The organism is Bradyrhizobium sp. P2_E8, assembly GCF_056403875.1.
The window spans coordinates 1-4,762 of sequence record NZ_JBFUES010000591.1 but is presented as its reverse complement, the minus strand read 5'-3'; the positions used below and the strand labels follow the sequence as shown (position 1 = coordinate 4,762).

Genomic DNA, 4,762 nt, shown 5'->3' with positions numbered 1-4,762 from the left:
CGGTGTCGGCTGCGGGCATGGATTGGGGCCTGCTGGCCGCAGCGGGCGTGCTCACCATCATCCCGGGCGCCCTCGTGATCTGGTTCGTCCGCAATTACATCGCGAGCGGTTTCGCGCTCGGTCGGGTCTAGGGAGGCATCGATGGAAGCTATTGCATGGATGGCCTGGACGCCGCCGACGGCGATCTTCTTTGTGGCGCTCGCCTGCACCCTCGCGGTCATGACGTACCTCGCCGCGGTCTATCCCGAAGCCGAGCGCGTCGGCGTGCTCAGCATTCCGACGACGCGGGGCGATCGCCTGTTCATCTCCCTGATCACGGCGGCCGTCATCCACCTTCTGTGGATCGCCTTCGCCGGCACCGACGTACTCGCCACTCTGCCGATCGGCGAGGAAGGTTTTGAGATTTCGAGCCTCTGGCTCGCAAGTGGGATTTCGCTGGCCACGGCCGTGCTCATTTTTCGCACGGTCTGAAGCTCGCGAAGGGACGGCCAGATCCGGGGGCAACCCGGGCCTGTATAAAATTTTGTCGCTGCAACGGAGGAACAACATGCGACAGTTTAGGAGAAGGAAAGGTCCATTGACCAAGAATAGCTTTCTGACCATGTCCAGCGCCGCCGCCATCATTGYGGTGTCGTTCGCCGTCTCGGCGCCGGTCCGCGCCGCCGACGACGCCGCGATCCAGAAGTGGATTGCGGAATTCCAGCCCTCGACGCTGTCGAAGGACGACCAGAAGAAGGAGCTGGAGTGGTTCGCCAAGGCTRCCGAGCCCTTCAAGGGCATGGAGATCAACGTCGTCTCCGAGACCATCACGACCCACGAATACGAATCGCAGACGCTGGCCAAGGCGTTCTCCGAGCTCACCGGCATCAAGCTCAAGCACGACATCATCCAGGAAGGTGACGTCGTCGAGAAGCTGCAGACCCAGATGCAGTCCGGCAAGAATGTCTATGACGGTTGGATCAACGATTCCGACCTGATCGGCACGCACTTCCGCTACGGTCAGACCATCGCGCTGTCGGACTACATGACCGGCGAGGGCAAGGACGTCACCGATCCGATGCTCGACGTCAACGACTTCATCGGCAAGTCGTTCGGCACGGCGCCGGACGGCAAGCTCTATCAGCTGCCCGACCAGCAGTTCGCCAACCTCTACTGGTTCCGCTACGACTGGTTCACCAACCCGGACTACAAGGCCAAGTTCAAGGCCAAGTATGGCTACGAGCTCGGCGTGCCCGTGAACTGGTCCGCCTATGAGGACATCGCCGAGTTCTTCACGAACGACATCAAGGAGATCAACGGCGTCAAGGTCTACGGCCATATGGACTATGGCAAGAAGGATCCCTCGCTCGGCTGGCGTTTCACCGACGCCTGGCTGTCGATGGCCGGTAACGGCGACAAGGGCATCCCGAACGGCCTGCCGGTCGACGAATGGGGCATCCGCATGGAAGGCTGCCGTCCGGTCGGCTCGTCGGTCGAGCGTGGCGGCGACACCAACGGTCCGGCTGCGGTCTACTCGATCACCAAGTACCTCGAGTGGATGAAGAAGTATGCCCCGCCGCAGGCCCAGGGCATGACCTTCTCCGAGTCGGGTCCGGTGCCGGCGCAGGGCAACATCGCCCAGCAGATGTTCTGGTACACCGCCTTCACCGCCGACATGGTGAAGCCCGGCATCGCCGTGATGAACGCGGACGGTACGCCGAAGTGGCGTATGGCTCCGTCGCCGCACGGCTCGTACTGGAAGGAAGGCATGAAGCTCGGCTACCAGGACGCCGGTTCGGCGACTCTCCTGAAGTCGACCCCGGCCGACCGCCGCAAGGCGGCCTGGCTCTACCTGCAGTTCATCGTCTCCAAGACGGTGTCGCTGAAGAAGAGCCATGTCGGTCTCACCTTCATCCGTGAATCCGACATCTGGGACAAGTCGTTCACCGAGCGTGCGCCGAAGCTCGGCGGCCTGATCGAGTTCTACCGCTCGCCCGCGCGCGTGCAGTGGACCCCGACCGGCAACAACGTGCCTGACTATCCGAAGCTCGCCCAGCTCTGGTGGCAGAACATCGGCGATGCGTCGTCCGGTACGAAGACGCCGCAAGCCGCGATGGACGCACTGGCCGCTGCTCAGGACTCCGTCATGGAGCGCCTAGAGAAGTCCGGCGTGCAGGGCGCCTGCGGTCCGAAGCTGCACAAGAAGGAGTCGGCCGAATACTGGTTCGCCAAGGCCCAGAAGGACGGCACCATCGCGCCGCAGCGCAAGCTCGCCAACGAGAAGCCGAAGGGCGAGACGGTTGACTACGACACGCTGATCAAGTCGTGGCCGGCCACCCCGCCCAAGCGCGCGGAAGTGAAGTAAGCCTCGCGCAGAGCGTCATCAAACACGAAAGGCCGGGAGCGATCCCGGCCTTTTTCTTTTGGCGAGTCAGGTGCGCTGCCTCCACCTCGTCATTGCGAGCGCAGCGAAGCAATCCAGACTGCCACCCGCGGAAAGATTCTGGATTGCTTCGCTGCGCTCGCAATGACGAGATTGTGGGACGGCCTTACCGCACTCACAACTGTCATCGCTCGCGAAGGCGGGCGATCCAGTACGCCGCGGCCTCTCGGATGAATCTCACTGCTGGTGGAATACTGGATGCCCCGCCGGAGCCTGTCATCGGGCTCGCCGAAGGCGAGACCCGTTGGCGGGGCATGACAGCTGTCGTGTGGTTGGTCCTTACTCCGCCGGCTCGGCCGCCAGCGTCGGGTAATCCGTGTAGCCCTTCGCGCTGCCGCCGTAGAACGTGGTCTTGTCCCAGTCGTTCAGCGCCGCGCCGGCCTTCAGCCGCTCGACGAGGTCGGGGTTGGAGATGAACGGCTTGCCGAACGCGATCAGATCGGCCGCGTTCGCGYCCAGCACCTTGGTCGCCAGATCGAAATCGTAGCCATTGTTGGCGACGTAGGCGCCGGAGAAGCGCTTGCGCAGGCCCGCATAGTCGAACGGGGCGATGTCGCGTGGGCCGCCGGTGGCGCCTTCGACCACGTGCAGATAGACCAGTTTGAGCGCGCTGAGACCGTCGACAATGTGATCGAACAGGGCTTGCGGATTGCTGTCGGCGAGGTCGTTGGCCGGCGTCACCGGCGAGATGCGGATGCCGGTGCGGTCTGCGCCCGCCTCGGCGGCAACCGCCCTGGAGACCTCCAGCATCAGCCGCGCGCGGTTCTCGATGGAGCCGCCATAGGCGTCGGTGCGCTTGTTGGCGCCGTCTCTTGCGAACTGGTCGAGCAGATAGCCGTTGGCGCCGTGAATCTCGACGCCGTCGAAGCCGGCCTCCAGCGCATTCTTCGTGGCGCGCTTGAAGTCGTCGATGATCCCAGGAATTTCGGAGAGTTCGAGCGCGCGCGGCTCGGAGACGTCGGCAAAGGTGCCGTTCACGAAGGTCTTGCCCTTGGCGCGGATCGCGCTCGGCGCCACCGGAGCTGCGCCATTCGCCTGGAGCGCGACATGCGAGATGCGGCCGACATGCCAGAGCTGGATGAAGATCTTGCCGCCGCGCTCATGGACCTTGTCGGTGACCTTGCGCCAGCCGGCGACCTGGTCTTTGGAGTAGATGCCGGGGGTGTCCTGGTAGCCCTGGCCCTGCTGGGAAACCTGGCTCGCTTCGGTGATCAGCAGGCCTGCGGACGCGCGCTGGCCGTAATAGTCGGCGGCGAGCGCACCGGGCGCGAACGTGCCGGGAACGGCGCGGTTGCGCGTCAGCGGCGCCATCACCAGGCGGTTGGCCAGCGTGATCGGGCCGAGCTTGTAGGTCTCAAACAACTTGGTCGAACGGCTCATGGGAATGCTTCCAGGCGGTGAGAGGTCCGGAACACTTGTGCATCGCGGCAATCAGCGCAAGGGAGGAGCCATACGGAAAGTGCAGGCGAGCTACGCGGCAAGGACCGCGTAGCATAATTCATGTGCAATTCGGGCCGCGGCGGCGGATTTGATCTCCCTGCCGCGCCCGCTTGATATCCGGGTTTTAGTTCGCGCCGAGGAAATCGCGCTTGCCGATCTCGACGCCGTTGTGGCGCAGAATGCCGTGCGCGGTCGTGGCGTGGAAATAGAAATTGGGCAGCGAGAACGCGCTGAGGAATTGCTGGCCCTTCATGGTGATGGATTTGTCGGGGCCGGCCGGGAAGGTGACGTCCTTGGCGTCGGCGCCCTCGAATTGCGCGGGCTTGAACGACTTCACGTAGTCGATCGTCTTGGCCAGCCGCTGCTTCAGTTCGGCAAAGCTGGTCTCGGTGTCGGGCGTCGAGGGCACCTCGCTGTGGGTCAGCCGTGCGCAGCCCTTGGCGGCGAAGTCGCTGACGAGTTGGATCTGCTTCGACAGCGGCAGCATATCGGGGAACAGGCGGGAGCCGAGCAGGACGCTCGGGTCGACCTTCTTGGCCGCGCAATGCGCCTCGGCTTTCGTGAGCAGGCCGGTGAGGCTGTGCAGCATCTGCAAATAGGCGGGGACGACGGCGTCGTAGAAGGACATGTGATGCTCGCTTGAATGGTGGGAAATCTCAGCAGAAAACCTGAGCCACTCACATGGGAACGTCATGGAAAAATGCAATCGCGAAAGCGGCTTGTGCGGTGCGAAAATTCTACAGCGCTCCACCCGCAGTGTCATCGCCCGCGAAGGCGGGCGATCCAGTACTCCGCGGCAAAAGTTGTGCATAGCAACTATCGCCGCGGCGTACTGGATGCCCCGGTCAAGCCGGGGCATGACGGAGTAAGGCTTAGCGCACCGTCGCCTGGGGCTGCGCC

At 63.6% G+C, this 4,762-nt stretch carries 4 protein-coding genes and 1 pseudogene; 3 read left to right on the top strand and 2 right to left on the bottom strand.

The window, feature by feature from the left end; translation table 11 throughout:
* From AC1D00_RS27295 to AC1D00_RS27285, 3 genes and pseudogenes are all read left to right on the top strand, one after another.
* Positions 1-131 (top strand): annotated as a pseudogene (locus tag AC1D00_RS27295) (carbohydrate ABC transporter permease); the annotation flags it as partial.
* 10 nt (positions 132-141) lie between these two features.
* On the top strand, positions 142-471 hold the full coding sequence (locus AC1D00_RS27290) for a DUF2160 domain-containing protein (RefSeq protein ID WP_027543702.1): 330 nt from the start codon (positions 142-144) through the stop codon (positions 469-471).
* A gap of 130 nt (positions 472-601) precedes the next feature.
* On the top strand, positions 602-2,344 hold the full coding sequence (locus AC1D00_RS27285; protein ID WP_477012792.1) for an ABC transporter substrate-binding protein: 1,743 nt from the start codon (positions 602-604) through the stop codon (positions 2,342-2,344).
* Positions 2,345-2,701: 357 nt separating this feature from the next.
* Here AC1D00_RS27285 and AC1D00_RS27280 read toward each other — a convergent pair whose 3' ends face one another.
* Both AC1D00_RS27280 and AC1D00_RS27275 read right to left on the bottom strand, forming a co-directional pair.
* A complete protein-coding gene (locus AC1D00_RS27280; protein WP_477012791.1) occupies positions 2,702-3,802 on the bottom strand; it encodes an alkene reductase in 1,101 nt (366 codons plus the stop codon).
* 184 nt (positions 3,803-3,986) lie between these two features.
* A complete protein-coding gene (locus tag AC1D00_RS27275) occupies positions 3,987-4,490 on the bottom strand; it encodes a DUF1993 domain-containing protein (protein WP_477012790.1) in 504 nt (167 codons plus the stop codon).
* Positions 4,491-4,762 lie beyond the last annotated feature (272 nt).